Genomic DNA, 15,684 nt, shown 5'->3' on the forward strand with positions numbered 1-15,684 from the left:
TACCGTTTCATTTGGCCTACCGCCATGCTGGGTCTAACTTTTTTTGAAAATTTTTTAAATGTCCGTTTCTAAGCAGTACAAAAGCATCATATTACTTCCATTTAAAATACATACTTAGTAAATTTTAATAATTACTAAATTAAATTATTAACTAGAAAATCAAAAGCTATCCTTACCGGTGTATGTAAGTTCTGGGATTATCTTGATTTGGATTCGATCGTCAACAGGTCGCCGTCACGCGTGATGGTTACTGCTGATGCCTCGGCGAGGCCTTGAAGAAGGAGGTCTACATTATCCGTCGGAACGGAGCCGGAAATCTGGCGATCGAGCAGTTCGGGGCGGCTGGCTTCCGTTTCCAGGCCATAGGTATCCCGCAATATCCCGGCAACCTCCCGAAGTGAAGTGTTTTTGAAAACCAGCTTGTGGTCTTTCCAGGCAGAGTAAAGGCCGGTTTCTACGCGTTCGCGCTGGTAGTCCGATGGCTTCTTGCGGAACTGCACCATCTCGCCCGGCCGTAGAACCAGCGTATCCTTTTCGGAGTCGCCCAGGTTACAACGGACCTTCCCTTCGTCGAGCACTATCCGCGTGCCGCTTTCGCGTTTGCTGACATTGAACTGGGTACCGAGCACGTCGAGGCTGAAATCTGCTCCTGTGCGCACGCGAAACTTCCGGTGGTCTTTGGTATGAACGACATTGAAATACCCCTCGCCTTCCAGCAGTACCTCGCGCAAATCCGACCATTCGGCATCATACGAAAGCACCGAGTTGCCATTCAGGGTCACTTCGGAACCATCGGGCAGCGTCAGCACACGGGTTTCCCCAAAGGCGGTGCGTTCGGTAATGCGGCCGCTTTGCCGCTGAAACATATACAAGCCGATCCCCGCGACGATCAGGAACAATACTGCGGCCGCAACTTTGCCCCAGGCAAACCAGCCGGGCTTACCAACCGGCAGTTCTTCCACCGACTCCTGCGACTCAATATTTGCCCTTTCTATCCGCGCGAAGATCTTGTTTTCCAACGCCGACAAGCCATCGGCAGACAGCCCATCCGTCAATGCCGGACGCGTTTCCGCGGAACGGTACCAGGCTTCCAGCTCATCGGCCTCCGCGGGCGAGTTTTGTCCGCTCTTGTCATTTTCCAGTAAATACAGCAAGCGATCTTTGTCCATTCGTCGATATACTTCTCCGCTTTTGATATAGTAACATTCCGGCGCGGTTACCGCCACGACCGGCGCAGTTTTTTTTTCTATGGATACAAATCCCACATTTCCAGCACGATCCACGCCCAGGCAAACTCTTTCAGGTTTTCCCGCAGGATTTTCAGCGCACGACCCATCTGCTTTTCGACCGTATCCACCGGAATTTGCTCCCGCTCCGAAATCTCCTTATAGGTAAGATGCTCCTTTCTGCTGAGCATATACACTTTCCTCAATTTCTCCGGCAGGTTTTGGACACTACTTTCCAGCGCCCGTGCGAGCTCGTCGTAATGCAGGCGATCTTCAATGTAGTTACCCTCCTCGCCGGGCGTCTGCAGCAAATGTTCGAGATAAGCTTCCCTGATTTTGCGGGAACGGATCAGGTTATAAATGCTGTACCGCAATGCGCCAAACAGGTAAGCTTCCAGCGAAACCGATATCAGCAGCGTTTCGCGCTTGGCCCATAGGTCGACAAAAATTTCCTGGATAATCTCCTCACTTTCTTCGCGTAACAGGATCCGCCGGTATGCAGCATCGAAAAGCCGGCGCCAGTATTTACGGTACAATGCGGCAAAAGCCTCACTGTCGCCCGTTTGCATGCGGGCGAGCAAAATATCGTCGGTGCTATTTGGGTTTTCGGAAGCGATGGTTGTCAGAAAGGGTTTGGAGCCCGCAAGTTCGCTGATCCGTCGGTTAAAACCGACGGTATCTTACGAGAATTTTAACAATCTTTAAGACAACAGGATGCCTATGTAACCGTTAAATGAGTATTGTAAACCTCAAACAAACCTTTCGAAATGAGAGCATTATCTGTACTTTTTCTGATGGTACTGTGCTGCACTGCGGCCAGTTTTGCACAAACTTCCGACCAGAAGATCGGCTACGTCGACCAGCAGCACATTCTTGAAAACATGCCCGAGTTCAAGAAGCTGAATGAAGAGATCGTTGTGAAGAGCGATCAGTACGACAAGATTCTGAAAGGGAAATACGAGGAATTCAAACTAAAATCGGACGCTTTCGACAAACTCGTCGCCAGCAAGGCCGATCAGGCCATTCTCCGTGACAAGGCCATCGAGCTCGAAAACCTGAAAAAGTCTTACGAAGATTTCCAGTCGAACTCCATGGCGCAGCTGCGCGACTACTACGCAAAGAAATTCGAGCCTATCAAGCAAAAAGTCAATGAAGCAATCATCTTTGCCGGTCGCCAGAAGGGTTACGCATTCCTTCTCCGAATGGACCTCAACCCGGATGGCGGCGACCTCTGGCCCGTCGTCCTCTACGCCCGCGATTCTACTTCCAACCTGACATCCGACATCATGAAGAATCTGGGCATCAACGCCGCCGCAGCATCGACACGGAAAATCGGGATTCCCCAGGTTTTGAAGCCGTAGATACTTGTTGAGCTAACTCATTGGTAAATTCCTGACCAAAGTCAGTTTTTCTCACTCCCTTCCGTCATCCGTTAGGCTGGTCGTATGCTCCAATTTTGGATAAGGTTTAATCCAGACCATGACCATGAGCATATTGACGGCCCCGGAGGCCATTTCCGATACACGGCATGCCTGCTACCACTGCGGCGAGGATTGCCGCGATGAAGTCCTGCATGCAGACGACCACGATTTTTGCTGCGACGGCTGTCTGACCGTTTACAGCGTTCTGAAAGAAAGTGATCTTTGTCAGTATTATGCGATCGAAGGCGCGCAAGGCATTTCGCCCGACCCTGCATTTTACAAAGGCAAATACGACCACCTCGATCAGCCCGAAGTACACGACAAGATGATCGAGTTCACGGACGGGCGCCTGACCACCGTTTACTGGTACCTTCCGAAAATGCATTGCAGCTCTTGCATATGGCTGCTCGAACACCTCTACCGGCTCAACCCCGCGGTGCGGAGCTCGGTGGTGAATTTTCCCGAGAAAAAGGTCAGGATTACATTCGACACTCCCGCATTACGGCTAAGCGAACTGGCTGCGCTGCTCACGCGCATCGGCTATGAGCCTTACCTGAGCATGGATGACCTCTCGGGTAAGAAAGCCGGTAAATGGAACCGTACCCGGCTCTACAAAATCGGCATTGCCGGTTTTGCATTCGGGAATATTATGATGCTGAGCTTCCCCGAATATTTTCATCTGGGGCAAAACACTTCGGACCAAAACCTGCGCACGCTTTTCGGCATTCTGAACCTGGCTTTGAGCTTGCCGGTGCTGTTTTACTGCGCGGCGGATTTTTACAAATCGGCCTGGTCGGCGTTGAAAGGGCGCTATCTGAACATCGATGCGCCGATCGCCCTTGCATTGAGCTGCGTTTTCCTGATCAGCATTTACCAGCTCGCCACGCAAACCGGGCCCGGATACCTGGATTCATTCGCGGGAGCCGTGTTCTTCATGCTGGTTGGACGCTATTTTCAGGACAAAACCTACGCAGGCGTTTCGTTCGACCGTGACTATAAATCCTACTTCCCGATCGCCATTTCCGTGTTGAATGACGGCATTGAAACCCGCAAACCCATTACCGACCTCCAAAAGGGCGACCATATGCTCGTCAGAAACGAGGAGCTGATCCCCGCCGACGCGGTGCTGCAAAGCCCGGTGGCGATGGTCGATTACAGCTTTGTTTCCGGTGAATCGCAGCCGGTCGAAAGGCGAAAAGGAGATACCATTTACGCCGGAGGCAAGCAGAAAGGTGCGGCCATCGAGTTGGAAGTATTGCGCGAAGTTTCACAAAGCTACCTGACGCAGCTTTGGAACAACGAAGCATTTACCCGCGAGAAGGACGATGCCAATAAATCGCTGGCGGCGCGCATTAACCGCTACTTTTCGCTGATCGTACTGGGCATTGCGGCAGTCACTTTTGCGTTCTGGTTTTTTGTCAACAAAAATCCGGAAACTGCGTTCCTTGCCTTCACGACCACGCTGCTGGTAGCTTGCCCTTGCGCATTGCTGCTTTCGTCGACTTTCACAAATGGTAACTTGCTGAGCGTTTTCAGCCGCAACCGCTTTTACCCCAAAAATGCACACAGTATCGAACGGCTGGCGAAAACCGACGCGGTCGTTTTTGATAAAACAGGCACCATTACTCTCCCCGACGACGCGGAAATCGACTTTACCGGTGAGCCATCGACGCGGGATGAACTGGTGATGATCAAAACCCTGGTGGGACAATCCTCTCACCCGCTGAGCAGGCTCATTTCGAAGCATTTGGCCGATATTCCCGCCAGCCGGCGTGTTCTGACAGGCTTTTCGGAAACGAGCGGCAAGGGAATGGCCGCGCAATGGGGTGCACGAATGGTGAAGGTCGGCTCTGCCGGCTGGGTGGGGGCTGTAAGCAATGAGGAAAGTACCGGGCAGTCGAGCCGGGTGTATGTGGCTATCGACGAGGTCGTAAAGGGTTATTTCACGATCCGCAGCAAGTACCGGCCCGAACTGCCCGAAACGCTTTCCGCATTGCGCCAGGCGGGTATCCGTACCTACCTCCTCTCCGGCGACCGTCCCACCGACCGCGATTGGCTCGCACCGCTTTTCGGGGAGGATGCGTTGCTGCTTTTCAACCAGAAACCCGAACAAAAACTGGACTTCGTGCGCGGACTGCAGCGCGAAGGCCGCCATGTGCTCATGGTGGGCGACGGGCTGAATGACGCCGGTGCGTTACGCCAGAGCGACGTGGGGCTGGCGGTTTCGGATGATATCAACAACTTCTCTCCTTCCTGCGACGCGATCGTGGAAGGCAACCAGCTCAGCTTGCTGCCCGGTTACATTGCCCTCGCCCGCAGCGGGCAGCGGATCATCCGCCAGAGCTTCGCTATTTCATTGATCTACAATATAGTCGGGCTCTCCTTTGCGGTAACAGGTCACCTTTCGCCCGTCATCGCCGCCATACTGATGCCGGTCAGTTCCATTACGATTGTCGCGTTCACGACGCTTGCAAGCAATGCCGCGGCACGGCGATATCTCAAAAAACTGACCAATGTCATAAAAACGACGTAGGAAGCATCATCCTTTGCCGGCCGCGCCGCCGGTAGTTTTGACCTATCAAAAAACACCTAACCAATCCTCATCATGAGTGCATTGTATCTATTGATCATCGCCAGTTTGCTGGTGGCGCTGGGATTCCTGGGCGCATTCATCTGGTCGGTGCGGAAGGGCCACTACGACGACGACTACACGCCTTCCGTACGCATCCTGCTCGACGATTCCGAAAAGCCATAACCACCAGAACCTGAACTGATTTTTACCATTTATCACCACCAAGTTATGTCAAACGTTCCCCATCCCGGCCTCGCCTCCGTTGAGTTGGATGAATTTCAATACGACAACCGCATTGTCCGGGACTTCGCCATCGCCACCATCCTGTTCGGGCTCATAGGCATGCTCGTGGGCTTACTCGCTGCCTTACAGCTGGTTTTCCCGAACCTGAATTTTGACCTGCCTTTCCTGACATTCAGCCGCATCCGGCCGCTGCATACCAATGCGGTGATTTTCGCATTTGTCGGAAACGGTTTCTTTACCGGGCTTTACTATTCCGTTCCGCGCGTGTTGCGGACACCCATATGGAGCCCCGTGCTGAGCCGCTTCCATTTCTGGGCCTGGCAGGCCATCATCCTCGGCGCGGCTATCTCGCTGCCGATGGGTTTTACCACTTCCAAAGAATACGCCGAGCTGGAATGGCCCTTCGACATTGCGATTGCCGTGGTGTGGGTTTCCGCATTGGTCAATATCATCATGACCACCATTAACCGCCGTGTGGAACATATTTATGCCGCGGTGTGGTTCTACATTGCGTCCTTTGTGACCGTCGCGATGCTGCACGTGGTGAACAGCATAGAGCTTCCTATCTCGTTCATGAAAAGCTACTCCGTGTATGCGGGTGTGCAGGATGCATTGGTGCAATGGTGGTACGGGCATAATGCGGTGGCATTCTTCCTGACCACTCCTTACCTGGGTTTGATGTACTACTTCCTGCCCAAAGCAGCCAACCGGCCTATTTACTCCTACCGGCTTTCGATCGTACACTTCTGGGCGCTGATATTCCTGTACATATGGGCCGGGCCGCACCACTTGCTCTACACCGCATTGCCCGAATGGGCGCAAACGCTGGGTACGGTGTTCTCGGTAATGCTTATCGCGCCGTCATGGGGTGGTATGATGAACGGGTTGATGACGCTCCGCGGTGCATGGGACAAGGTTCGTGAAGATGTAGTGCTCAAATTCATGGTGGTAGCGATTACCGCTTACGGTATGGCCACTTTCGAAGGCCCGATGCTGTCATTGAAAAATGTAAACGCCATTGCCCACTACACCGACTGGATCGTGGCACACGTACACGTGGGCGCACTCGGATGGAACGGCTTCCTGACATTCGGTATCCTCTACTGGCTTTTCCCCCGTCTGTACAACCGCCCGCTGTACTCTACCAAAGCCGCCAATTTCCACTTCTGGATCGGTACGCTGGGTATCATATTCTATACCATCCCCATGTACTGGGCTGGTTGGGTACAAAGCTCTATGTGGAAAGAGTTTACACAGGAAGGTCTTTTGAAATACCCCAACTTCCTTGAAACCGTAACGGCACTCAAACCGCTGTATTTCCTCCGTGGTGTAGGTGGCTCATTGTACCTCGTAGGTTTCGTAGTGATGATCTACAACCTCTGGATGACCGCCCTGAAAGGCAAACTTGTGGCCACTGAAACCGCCAAAGCCATGCCATTGAGCGCAATCTGGCACGCCGAAAAGAGCGAATACTGGCACCGCCGCTTAATGGAGCGCAAGCCTTTGGCATTGACCATATTCTCCCTGATAGCCGTCGCAATCGGCGGGATGATCGAGATGATCCCTACGTTCCTCGTCGAATCCAACGTGCCTACCATCGCAAGTGTAAAACCCTACACACCGCTGGAATTGCAGGGGCGCGACATTTATGTCCGCGAGGGTTGCTATGTGTGCCATACGCAGATGATCCGTCCGTTCCGGTCCGAGATCGAGCGGTTCGGGGAGTATTCCAAATCCGGGGAGTTTGTATATGATCACCCGCACCAATGGGGCTCCAAACGCACCGGACCTGATTTGCAGCGCGTAGGCGGTAAATACCCCGATTCCTGGCACTACAACCACATGGAAGATCCGACATCAATGTCGCCGGGCTCCATTATGCCGCGCTACGGCTGGCTGCTCGAAAACGACCTGGATACGACCACAACCAAAGCGAAGATCAAAGCCATGCAAACACTCGGTGTGCCTTATGAAAAAGGATACGAACACCAGGCTAATACGGATCTCGTGAAGCAGGAACAGGAAATCCAGGAACGCCTGAAACAAAGCGGCATCAAAACCGCGGCGAATAAAGAGATCATCGCGCTGATCGCCTACATGCAGCGACTTGGGACGGATATCAAGCAAAACGGCAACAGTCAGTAAGTCAAGTTTAGTCATGTGTAGTCAAGTATGGTCAGGTTTTGTCAAGAATTGTCAAGGAATAACCAAAGACTTCTTAACCACACATGACCACACATGACCACACATGACAAATCCTAACCCCACCCGACCACCCATTCATTCAACCCATCGGACTATATGAAATTCCGGAATTATCTCGAAACCATCGCAGGGGTAGGCATTTATCCCCTCATATCCCTCCTGATCTTCTTTGTTTTCTTCGTCGGCCTGCTCATTTATGTGTGGGGGCTGGATAAAAGGAAGCTCGACAAAATGCGCAGCATTCCGCTGAACGACGGCGTGGCGACAAAGACACTACTATCTCTGCTTTTGCTCGCCTGTATTGCATTGCCTGCCTCCGCGCAGGAGACCACTGAGCCAACCCGCGCGATTTCGGGGCTCGACCTGATCCTGTGCGTGGTGCTCGCCGGATTGGTTTTCCTGATGATTCAGCTGGCGGTATTGCTGGCATCGGCCATGCGGTTGCTCAATAAAACCGCCCACGCATCGAACCAGGAACCTACCCACATTTTCAGCGCGCATTGGTGGAAGAAATTCAGGGGTATCAGCGTGGCATTGAAGGACGAAAAAGATATCCTGATCGACGGTCATGATTACGACGGCATTCAGGAACTCGACAACCGCATGCCCCCCTGGCTGCAATTCCTATTCTACACCACCATTTTCATTGCCGTGGTTTACTCCGCTTACTATTTCAGCGGACTCGGTGACCTTCAAATTGCCGAGCTGGAAAAGGAAATTGCCACTGCCGAAGCCGAGAAAAAGGCTTACATGGAAAAAGTAGGTGCGAGCATGGACGAAAACTCCGTCACGCTGCTCACCGACAAGGCCGGAGTGGACGCAGGGATGAAAATCTTCCAGGAAAAATGTACTGCCTGCCACGGAACCGAAGGTGGCGGTGCCGTAGGGCCCAACCTCACGGATGATTACTGGCTGCACGGCGGCGGTATTCACAATGTGTTCAAGGTAATCAAATATGGTGTGCCTGAAAAGGGGATGATCTCCTGGGAGAAACAGCTTTCCCCTACCGACATTCAGAAGGTAGCGAGCTTCGTATTGTCCCTCAAAGGCACTAAACCAGCCAACGCCAAAGAGCCGCAAGGCGAGCTTTTCAACGACGAAACAGTGGCCAAAAAGTAAGTACCCATGAAAACGAGCCCGGAAAGTCGTCCGCTTTACCCCCAACGCCCGGAAGGTAAATGGCATAACCGCCGTGTAGTGTTCAGCATTGTGATTATCGCATTGCTGTTCGTTACGCCGTTCGTCCGGATGGATGGGCAGCCGCTGGTGCTGTTGAATGTACTCGAAAGGAAAATCATCCTCTTCGGGATCTTTATCGGGCCGCAGGATTACTGGCTCTTCGGGCTTACGATGCTTTCATTTTTTGTGTTCATCGTGTTGTTCACCACCGTTTTCGGGCGGTTATGGTGCGGCTGGGCTTGTCCGCAAACCGTTTTCATGGAAATGGTTTTCCGTAAAATCGAATATGCCATTGAAGGCGACGCCGGGAAACAAAAGCTGCTGGACAAAGCGCCATGGACTTCGGAGAAAGTCCTGAAAAAGGGTTTGAAATACACCATTTTTCTGATCATCTCCTTTGCCATCGCCAACCTGCTACTGGCCTATGTGCTGGGTACCGACGAGCTCTACAAGATCATTTCCGAGCCCATTGAAGACCATATCGGCCTCTTTTCCGGCATTGTCATTTTCACAGGGGTATTCTACTGGAACTTTGCATGGCTGCGGGAGCAGGCCTGCACGGTGGTATGCCCGTACGGCCGCCTGCAAAGCGTGCTGCTGGACAGGAACTCCATCAATGTCGCATACGACCACGGGCGCGGTGAGCCGAGAGGGAAATTGCACAAAGGCTCCGACCGTACCGAAGGCGATTGTATCAATTGCTTCCAATGCGTGGCGGTATGCCCTACCGGCATCGATATCCGGAATGGTACCCAAATGGAATGCGTGAACTGTACGGCCTGCATTGATGCCTGCGATGCGATTATGGAAAAAGTGGGATTTGACAGGGGCCTCATCCGATACACTTCCGAAAATGTGATCGAGAGGAAAACCGCCAAGGTAATCACCCCGCGAACCTGGGGTTATGCGGCGGTGCTGTTATTGCTCTGGTCGGCATTGGGGTTCGTGGTGGCCACGCGCACCGACACGCAAACCACCCTTTTCCGTGCGCCGGGCAGCCGTTACATCGAGAACAGCGACGGCACGATCAGCAACCTGTACACCTTCAAAATATTCAACAAAACGAATCATATCATCAAGCCCTCCCTCCACCTCGACTCCCCGCACGGCAAGCTTCTTTTCGCCGGATCACCCGATCTGACGCTCGAAGCTGCGGGGATGTCCGAGGGAACCGTGTTTGTGATTATTCCAAAATCTGAATTAAAAAGCCGAAAAACGGTACTAAAACTTTCGGTTTCACAGGGTAACCAGCAGTTGGAGACCTTCGAGACCACCTTCATCGCACCGGAAGAATAATGTATTAACCTATTTATAAATCACCATGAAAGTCAATTGGAAAGCACTTATTGCCGCCGTTTATATCAGCTTTGTATCGATGATACTGCTGCTGGTCGGAATGAGCGCCGGGCAGAAAATCGATCTTGTCACGGATCATTACTACGAGGAAGAGCTGAAATTCCAGGGGAAGATCGACAAGCTGCAACGCGCTGCGGAGCTTGCAGAGCCATTATCCTGGCAAATCAAGGATAATGCCTTACAAATCCGATACCCGGCAACCTTTGCCGATTCGAGCATTTCGGGCCAGATCCGCATGTATTGCCCGTCCGACAACCGAAACGACCGACAGTTTGCAATCGACTCGAACGGTAACGGACAGACCGTGGCATTGTCGCAAATCCCGGCAGGACGCTACAAAATCCAGGTCGACTGGAAAGGCGGAAATGAAACCTACTGGAGCGAGGGCGTGGTGGTGGTTGACCACAACAATCTTTAACCCATGATCACCGTCCTGCCGTACCTCGCCATTTCGATGGGGCTCATCAGCAGCTTCCATTGCGTAGGCATGTGCGGGCCTATCGCGCTCGCATTGCCTGTTCACAAGGGCACGCATGCGCGCCAGATCGCGGGCGTGCTGGCGTACAATGCAGGGCGCGCGCTTACGTACGCGACGTTCGGTATGGTCATAGGTACTTTGGGCGCTTCACTGGCATGGCTGGGTGTGCTTCGGTACGCTTCCATAGCCGTCGGTGCGGCGATGCTGGCTTATGTACTCTGGCCTCCGGGGTTGGAACAGCGGCTGCATATGCCGTTGTTCTGGCAAAAAACAATCCATCGCTTAAAGCAAAGAATGGGCTTTTATCTCAAAAGAGCCGACTTACCGGGCTTGCTGCTGCTCGGCATGCTCAATGGCGCCGTCCCTTGCGGAATGGTGTATATGGCGCTCGTCAGCTCGGTCGCCACGGGCAGTACCTGGGGAGGCGGTGCTTTTATGGCTCTATTCGGACTGGGCACCATGCCTGCCATGCTCGCATTGGGTATTGCAAACCAACAGTTCACTCCCGCGCTGAGAACGCGCATCCGCAAACTCACACCGCTGCTGATGGCCATTGCAGGGATCTGGCTCGTAGCACGCGGAGTCACGACCTCCTACTCCGATCATTCCAAACCAGCTGCCGGAATCACAATCTGCCGCTGAACGGCTTGAACCAGCGCGCCGGATGACTTACCTTGCCGGCATGAAAACGTACAAAGCCATTATCCAACTCACTTCCGACGACCCCAAAGTCCATCGCAGCATGATCCGGCAAATCGGCAATCTGCTGGCGCACTTGGGCAAAACAGTCGATGTCCGTATCGTTTGCCACGGTGCTTCCATGCCATTTTGCATTTCGGCCGGGAATACGTTCGCCGGCGATATCACGGCATTGCTCAACCAACATGTTACAATTGCGGCATGCCGCAATATGTTAGTTGCCAATGGCGCGGCCCCCACCGACTTGATAGAGGGCATTGAAGTTATTCCGTCGGGAATAGCTGAGCTCGTCATCTTGCAACAGGAAGGTTGGAGCTACGTAAAAGCCGGTTAGAAGTCTGTTTTTTGCATGATCAAAATCATGTTTTTCCCCTCCCGTCCTCGGTAGTTTTGATCAATGATCTACATCAAAACTTTGACCAATGGACAAGGACCTGCTCTTTAAATACAACATTCCGGGGCCACGCTATACCAGCTACCCGACCGTTCCTTACTGGCAGAAAACACCTCCCGCCGTCAGCAAATGGAAAGAACTGGTACAGGACGCCTTCTCGGTTTCAAACCAGAAGGAAGGTATCAGCCTGTACATTCACCTGCCATTCTGCGAGAGTCTTTGTACCTATTGCGGCTGCAACACGCGCATTACGATCAATCATGCGGTGGAAAGCAAATATATCCAGGCCGTTTTGAAGGAATGGAAAATGTATTGTGAACTGTTCGGGACTGAAAAACCGGTGATCCGGGAATTGCACCTGGGTGGTGGCACACCTACATTTTTCAGTCCGGCCAACCTGGTGAAACTGGTAAACGGCCTGCTTGCCAATGCTCTGATACACGATGATGCCCGCTTCGGTTTCGAGGCGCATCCGGGGAATACCACCGATGCCCACCTGGAAGCACTATATTCGGTCGGATTCCGCCGCATCAGCATTGGTGTACAGGATTTCAATCCGGTCGTATTGGCCATCATCAACCGGCACCAGACTTTTGAGCAGGTTAAACACCTCACCCTGAAAGCCCGCGAAATCGGGTACACTTCGGTGAATTACGATATCGTGTACGGCCTGCCGCAGCAAAAAAACTGCTCTATGATGGAGACCATGCTGCGTGTAATCCGGCTAAAACCCGACCGTATCGCATTTTACAGCTATGCTCACGTACCATGGATCAAACCCGGCCAGCGCAGCTATACCGAAAACGACCTGCCCGATGCGGACCATAAAATTGCGATTTATGAAACCGGAAGGAATGCACTGGAACTTGCCGGCTATGAAGACATCGGCATGGACCATTTCGCGCTCCGGTCCGACGAGCTTTACAAAGCGGCCACGCAAGAACGGCTGCACCGAAACTTCATGGGGTATACCGATACCCGAACCCAATTGTTGATCGGCCTCGGTGCATCGTCTATTTCCGATTCGTGGTGGGGATATGCCCAGAACGAGAAGAAAGTGGAAGATTATTACAAAAAGCTCGCTGCAAATGAGCTGCCTATATTCCGCGGCCACGAGCTGAGCCGCGAAGACCTGATCCTGAGAAAGCATATTCTACGGCTGATGACCAATTTCGAAACTTCCTGGGGCAGCACCTCGGAAGTTTGTATGGAACTGTATCAGGCGCTGGAAAGGCTTTCCGAAATGGAATTCGACGGCCTGGTTGAAGTGGAACCTTTCCGCCTGAGAATCACCGAGAAAGGCAAGGCCTTCGTACGCAATGTGTGTATGGCCTTTGATGCGCGCCTATGGGCCGATTTACCCCAAACGACTCTTTTTAGTCAAACAGTTTAATGATGAATTCTTGCGGTGTTCACCTGTGTCCTGTACTTTGGTATGTTTGATACGGATATTTTAATTCATACGCAAGTGATGACACGGCACATCGAGATGCTGGATGCCCTGTTCAAACACGCGACCGAAGGGATCGTGGTGGTGGACAAGCAGGCGAACATTGTAATGCTTAACCCCAAGGCCAAAGAACTTTTTGGCTACTCCGATCGTGAGCTGATCGGCAAGAAAGTCGAAACGCTGATTCCCCAACGGTTCAACAGAAACCATGTGGGCTATCGCGACGAGTACCTCGAAGCGCCCCGCGCACGTGGTATGGGGCATATGATGGATCTTTTCGCCCGGCGCAAGGATGGCAGCGAGTTTCCCGTGGAGGTCAGCCTCAGCCCTTTCAAAACCAGCGACGGCGAGTTCGTCGTCAGCTTTGTGATCGACATTACAGAGCGCAAAAAGCAGGAAAGCCGCATTATAGAGGCTAACCTTGAAATTCAAAAACTGAATGCCGAACTGGAAATCCGTGTGCAGCAACGTACGGAGGAGCTGGCTGCGGCGATCAGGCGCATCGAGCAGTCGCAGGAAGAGGTGGTACGTGCACTGACGAAAGAGCGCGAGCTGAACAATATGAAAAGCCAGTTCGTAACCATCGCGTCGCATGAGTTCAGGACACCTCTCGCAACCATTCTGTCGTCGGCCTCGCTTATAGGCAGGTACCCGCGCACGGAGGAAGAAGACAAGCGTCAGAAACACGTCCAGCGTATCAAATCGACCGTTACCAACCTGACGGAGATCCTTAATGACTTTCTCTCGATCGGCAAGCTCGAAGAAGGCCGCATTCACTGCATTCCGGTGCTTACCGATCTGAGCGCATTTTGTAAAAACCTGATTGAAGAGATCCGCGGGCTTTGCAAGGATGGTCAGGAGATGTTTGTGACCTATGACGGGGAAGCCCAGGCCTGGCTCGACAAGCAGCTTTTACGCAACGTGCTTTTTAACCTGCTTTCGAATGCGATCAAATATTCGGAGCCCGGTAAATCGATCTTTTTAAGGGTCAAAAATTGGAGCGGGCTAATCCGCATCGAAGTGCAGGATCAGGGTATCGGTATCCCGCAGCAAGACCAGGGTCATATTTTCGACCGGTTCTTCCGCGCCAACAATGCCGGCAATGCGCAGGGAACGGGTCTCGGTCTCAATATCGTACAAAACTATATCGAACTCATGGGCGGCACTGTCCGCTTTCAAAGCGAAATCGGCGTAGGCACTACATTTTTCGTGGAACTGCCCAACCGCGAGCCGGCATCCGTTAAAATCGAATCCTGACACAAACAGTATCCCAATTGGAAGCGAGAAAAATACTTTTGATAGAAGATAATCCCGAAATGCGGGAAAATACGGCAGAGATCCTCGAACTCGCCAACTTTGAAGTAATCACTGCTCAAAATGGCAAGGAAGGCGTGCAACAGGCAAACCAGCACAATCCCGACCTGATCATTTGCGACATTATGATGCCCGAGCTTGACGGCTACGGTGTGCTGCATATGCTCGGCAAGGACGAACGTACGGCAGCCATTCCCTTCATTTTCCTGACCGCCAAAGCCGAAAAGGAGGATTACCGCAAAGGAATGACCATGGGGGCCGACGATTACCTTACCAAACCTTACGACGATGTAGAATTGCTGAATGCCGTTGAAATGCGCCTCAAAAAGAGCGACCGGCTCAAAAAGCAGTTCGAACGCTCCGCCGATGGCTTCGACCAGTTCATTAAGGAAGCACAGGCATTCGATCCGATCGTGAAGCTTGCGGAAGACAAGAAGGTGAAGATGTTAAGAAAAAAAGAGACGATCTACACCGAAGGCAGCTTCCCGTCGCATGTGTTTTTTCTTCAAAAAGGGAAGGTTAAGGCCTATAAATCCAACGAAAACGGTAAAGAATACATTACCGACCTGCTGAAAGAGGGCGAGTTTTTCGGCTACCTCGACCTCCTGCAAGGCGCTCCTTACGAAGAAACCGCTATCGCATTGGAGAAGTCGGAAGTGGCTATGATCCCGAAAGACGATTTCTTCAACCTCCTGCAAGGCAACCGCGAAGTGGCCTCCAAGTTCATTCGGATGCTTTCCAATGAGATCAAGGAGCGGGAAGAGCGGCTTTTACAACTCGCCTACAACTCGGTGCGGAAGCGCGTGGCGCAGGCGCTGGTAATGTTGGTACAACGTTATCAGGAAGACCGCTCGAAGCCCTTCTCCATGGCCGTTACCCGGGAGGATATTGCCTCTATGGTAGGAACCGCCACGGAGACGGTCATCCGTACACTTTCAGATTTCAAGGACGAGCGCCTGGTGGACATGAAAGGCAGCCAGATCACGGTTTTGGAGTATGAGAAGCTGGCGCGGATGCGAAATTAGCATCTTTTTTCACCGTTGATAACTCATCGGTTCCGGTTGATCATTCCCTGGTTTTGGGGCAGAAATACTTCATTTGCATTTCCTAGTTTTGACAAGAACTTCATATAAATCTTTCAAACTAT

General features: G+C 52.3%; 14 protein-coding genes. 12 read left to right on the forward strand and 2 right to left on the reverse strand.

Annotation, left to right across the window (positions count from 1 at the left end; translation table 11 throughout):
• Positions 1–197 precede the first annotated feature (197 nt).
• Together CLV60_RS17835 and CLV60_RS17840 are read right to left on the reverse strand one after the other, a co-directional pair.
• Positions 198–1,169 (reverse strand): FecR family protein, encoded by a 972-nt coding sequence (locus CLV60_RS17835; RefSeq protein WP_106596730.1) that lies wholly within the window; start codon positions 1,167–1,169, stop codon positions 198–200.
• Between the two features lie 77 nt (positions 1,170–1,246).
• Positions 1,247–1,807 carry an RNA polymerase sigma-70 factor gene (locus CLV60_RS17840; RefSeq protein ID WP_170118809.1) on the reverse strand — a complete coding sequence of 187 codons (561 nt, stop codon included), beginning with the start codon at positions 1,805–1,807 and terminating at the stop codon, positions 1,247–1,249.
• A 186-nt stretch (positions 1,808–1,993) separates the two neighbouring features.
• On the opposite strand from CLV60_RS17840, the gene CLV60_RS17845 reads away from it, so the two are divergent.
• The 12 genes from CLV60_RS17845 (at position 1,994) to CLV60_RS17900 (ending at position 15,562) form a co-directional block, all read left to right on the forward strand.
• Positions 1,994–2,587 carry an OmpH/Skp family outer membrane protein gene (locus CLV60_RS17845; protein WP_106596732.1) on the forward strand — a complete coding sequence of 198 codons (594 nt, stop codon included), beginning with the start codon at positions 1,994–1,996 and terminating at the stop codon, positions 2,585–2,587.
• Between the two features lie 124 nt (positions 2,588–2,711).
• The gene (locus tag CLV60_RS17850; protein ID WP_229211022.1) at positions 2,712–5,180 is read left to right on the forward strand and encodes a heavy metal translocating P-type ATPase; all 2,469 of its coding nucleotides are present in this window, start codon (positions 2,712–2,714) and stop codon (positions 5,178–5,180) included.
• A 72-nt stretch (positions 5,181–5,252) separates the two neighbouring features.
• The gene (ccoS, locus tag CLV60_RS17855; protein ID WP_106596734.1) at positions 5,253–5,402 is read left to right on the forward strand and encodes a cbb3-type cytochrome oxidase assembly protein CcoS; all 150 of its coding nucleotides are present in this window, start codon (positions 5,253–5,255) and stop codon (positions 5,400–5,402) included.
• Between the two features lie 45 nt (positions 5,403–5,447).
• A complete protein-coding gene (gene ccoN / locus CLV60_RS17860; protein WP_106596735.1) occupies positions 5,448–7,607 on the forward strand; it encodes a cytochrome-c oxidase, cbb3-type subunit I in 2,160 nt (719 codons plus the stop codon).
• 156 nt (positions 7,608–7,763) lie between these two features.
• On the forward strand, positions 7,764–8,786 hold the full coding sequence (locus CLV60_RS17865; RefSeq protein ID WP_106596736.1) for a cbb3-type cytochrome c oxidase N-terminal domain-containing protein: 1,023 nt from the start codon (positions 7,764–7,766) through the stop codon (positions 8,784–8,786).
• 6 nt (positions 8,787–8,792) lie between these two features.
• Positions 8,793–10,142, forward strand: coding sequence for a cytochrome c oxidase accessory protein CcoG (ccoG, locus tag CLV60_RS17870; protein WP_106596737.1), 1,350 nt, complete (start codon positions 8,793–8,795; stop codon positions 10,140–10,142).
• Positions 10,143–10,167: 25 nt separating this feature from the next.
• A complete protein-coding gene (locus CLV60_RS17875; RefSeq protein ID WP_106596738.1) occupies positions 10,168–10,620 on the forward strand; it encodes a FixH family protein in 453 nt (150 codons plus the stop codon).
• Positions 10,621–10,623: 3 nt separating this feature from the next.
• Positions 10,624–11,322: a sulfite exporter TauE/SafE family protein gene (locus CLV60_RS17880; protein WP_229211023.1), complete on the forward strand. Its 699-nt coding sequence runs from the start codon at positions 10,624–10,626 to the stop codon at positions 11,320–11,322.
• A gap of 40 nt (positions 11,323–11,362) precedes the next feature.
• Complete coding sequence (locus CLV60_RS17885) at positions 11,363–11,713, forward strand: DsrE family protein (RefSeq protein ID WP_170118810.1); 351 nt, start codon at positions 11,363–11,365, stop codon at positions 11,711–11,713.
• Between the two features lie 88 nt (positions 11,714–11,801).
• On the forward strand, positions 11,802–13,166 hold the full coding sequence (gene hemN / locus CLV60_RS17890; RefSeq protein WP_106596740.1) for an oxygen-independent coproporphyrinogen III oxidase: 1,365 nt from the start codon (positions 11,802–11,804) through the stop codon (positions 13,164–13,166).
• 78 nt (positions 13,167–13,244) lie between these two features.
• The gene (locus CLV60_RS17895) at positions 13,245–14,480 is read left to right on the forward strand and encodes a PAS domain-containing sensor histidine kinase (protein ID WP_229211024.1); all 1,236 of its coding nucleotides are present in this window, start codon (positions 13,245–13,247) and stop codon (positions 14,478–14,480) included.
• A 17-nt stretch (positions 14,481–14,497) separates the two neighbouring features.
• Entirely contained in the window at positions 14,498–15,562 is a 1,065-nt protein-coding gene (locus tag CLV60_RS17900; RefSeq protein WP_106596742.1) for a response regulator, read from the forward strand.
• Positions 15,563–15,684 lie beyond the last annotated feature (122 nt).

The sequence above is a fragment of the Dyadobacter jiangsuensis genome (assembly GCF_003014695.1).
GTDB classification, from domain to species: domain Bacteria; phylum Bacteroidota; class Bacteroidia; order Cytophagales; family Spirosomataceae; genus Dyadobacter; species Dyadobacter jiangsuensis.

What these genes read in the sequence shown, in the direction of transcription:
- CLV60_RS17835 (WP_106596730.1), bottom strand. Translation starts at nt 1,169, where the DNA reads ATGGACAAAGATCGCTTGCTGTATTTACTGGAAAATGACAAGAGCGGA.
- CLV60_RS17845 (WP_106596732.1), top strand. Translation starts at nt 1,994, where the DNA reads ATGAGAGCATTATCTGTACTTTTTCTGATGGTACTGTGCTGCACTGCG.
- CLV60_RS17850 (WP_229211022.1), top strand. Translation starts at nt 2,712, where the DNA reads ATGAGCATATTGACGGCCCCGGAGGCCATTTCCGATACACGGCATGCC.
- ccoS (WP_106596734.1), top strand. Translation starts at nt 5,253, where the DNA reads ATGAGTGCATTGTATCTATTGATCATCGCCAGTTTGCTGGTGGCGCTG.
- ccoN (WP_106596735.1), top strand. Translation starts at nt 5,448, where the DNA reads ATGTCAAACGTTCCCCATCCCGGCCTCGCCTCCGTTGAGTTGGATGAA.
- CLV60_RS17865 (WP_106596736.1), top strand. Translation starts at nt 7,764, where the DNA reads ATGAAATTCCGGAATTATCTCGAAACCATCGCAGGGGTAGGCATTTAT.
- ccoG (WP_106596737.1), top strand. Translation starts at nt 8,793, where the DNA reads ATGAAAACGAGCCCGGAAAGTCGTCCGCTTTACCCCCAACGCCCGGAA.
- CLV60_RS17875 (WP_106596738.1), top strand. Translation starts at nt 10,168, where the DNA reads ATGAAAGTCAATTGGAAAGCACTTATTGCCGCCGTTTATATCAGCTTT.
- CLV60_RS17880 (WP_229211023.1), top strand. Translation starts at nt 10,624, where the DNA reads ATGATCACCGTCCTGCCGTACCTCGCCATTTCGATGGGGCTCATCAGC.
- CLV60_RS17885 (WP_170118810.1), top strand. Translation starts at nt 11,363, where the DNA reads ATGAAAACGTACAAAGCCATTATCCAACTCACTTCCGACGACCCCAAA.
- hemN (WP_106596740.1), top strand. Translation starts at nt 11,802, where the DNA reads ATGGACAAGGACCTGCTCTTTAAATACAACATTCCGGGGCCACGCTAT.
- CLV60_RS17895 (WP_229211024.1), top strand. Translation starts at nt 13,245, where the DNA reads ATGACACGGCACATCGAGATGCTGGATGCCCTGTTCAAACACGCGACC.